This is a genomic window from Rubellimicrobium aerolatum (genome assembly GCF_017872975.1).
Taxonomy (GTDB): domain Bacteria; phylum Pseudomonadota; class Alphaproteobacteria; order Rhodobacterales; family Rhodobacteraceae; genus Rubellimicrobium; species Rubellimicrobium aerolatum.
The window spans coordinates 1-1,248 of record NZ_JAGGJP010000055.1 but is presented as its reverse complement, the minus strand read 5'-3'; the positions used below and the strand labels follow the sequence as shown (position 1 = coordinate 1,248).

The 1,248-nt window shown below is 66.3% G+C and carries 1 protein-coding gene; it reads right to left on the bottom strand.

Features of this window, described 5'->3' with window-relative positions; all coding sequences use genetic code 11:
- A protein-coding gene (locus J2Z33_RS18070; protein WP_377110501.1) for an IS3 family transposase occupies nt 1-1,188 on the bottom strand; the annotation gives its coding sequence in 2 pieces (ribosomal slippage) (nt 1-924 and nt 924-1,188; 1,189 coding nt annotated over the 2 pieces). This gene is flagged as partial in the annotation.
- Nucleotides 1,189-1,248: the final 60 nt, after the last annotated feature.

Below are 1,248 nucleotides of genomic sequence, written 5' to 3'. Positions count from 1 at the left end.
TGGCTGGACCCCGATCACGGCTCCAGGGTCGATGATAGCTCGTCGGGGCATGGTAGGCTAGCGTTGTAGCCGGCCAGATTTGGAGCGTGGCGAGCCGGACCTCGGGCGCGGGTGGCGTCCACCGCAGGGCTGGGTGCGGGCGGATGCTGTTGTAGTGCTGGCGCCAGCCTTCGATCAGGATCTGGGCCTCCCGGAGCGAGTAGAAGATCTCGCCGTTGAGCGGCTCGTCGCGGAGCTTCGAGGTGAAGCTTTCGACACATCCATTCTCCCAAGGTGAGCCGGGCTCGAGGAAGGCGGCCTTGGAGCCCACGGCGGCGATCCAGTCACGGACCGCCTGGGCCACGAACTCCGGCCCATTATCCGAGCGGATGTGCTCGGGCACGCCGCGCTCGAGCATGAGCTCGGCCAGGGTCTCGATGACCTGGGCCGAGCCGAGCTTGCGGTCCACCCTGATGGCCAGCGCCTCGCGGGTGAACTCGTCGACGACGCACAGCATCCGGAACTTGCGCCCGTCGTGCGTCCGGTCCTGCACGAAGTCATGGGCCCACACATGGTTCGGCCTCTCCGGCCTGAGCCGGAGGCGGGAGCCATCGTCGAGCCTCAGCCGCCCCCTCCTGGGTTGTCGTCTTGGCACCTTCAGCCCCTCGCGTCGCCAGATGCGCTCCACCCGCTTCTTGTTCACCAGCCAGCCTGCCTGGCGCAGGAGAGCGGTGATGCGGCGGTAGCCGTGACGCCCGTACTGGGTCGCAAGCTCGACGATCGCGGCCGTGAGCCGCTCTTCATCATCGGCCACTCTCAGCACGCGGCGCTGCGTGGAGCGCGGCTGGCCAATGACCTTGCAGGCCCGCCGCTCAGACACACCGAGTTCTGAGCAGACCTGCTCGACGACCTGACGGCGGCGCGAGGGGCTGATTACTTTCCCGACAACGCCTCCGTCAGGATCAGCTTGTCGAGCGTGAGATCGGAGACGGCCTTGCGCACCCGGCTGTTCTCCAGTTCCAGTTCCTTGAGCCTGCGGACCTGGTCGAGCTTGAGCCCGCCAAACTCGGTGCGCCAGCGATGATGCGTCGCCTCGGCTACCCCGATGGACCGAATGGCTTCGCCCACCGTGCGACCCTGCGACGTCATCACGTCCACTTGGCGCAGCTTGGTGACGATCTCCTCGGGGCTGTGTTTCTTCTTCGGCATGCATCCTCATCGTCAGCTCCGCTGACATTGCAGATGGATCCGATTTCGGGAGGCAGGCCA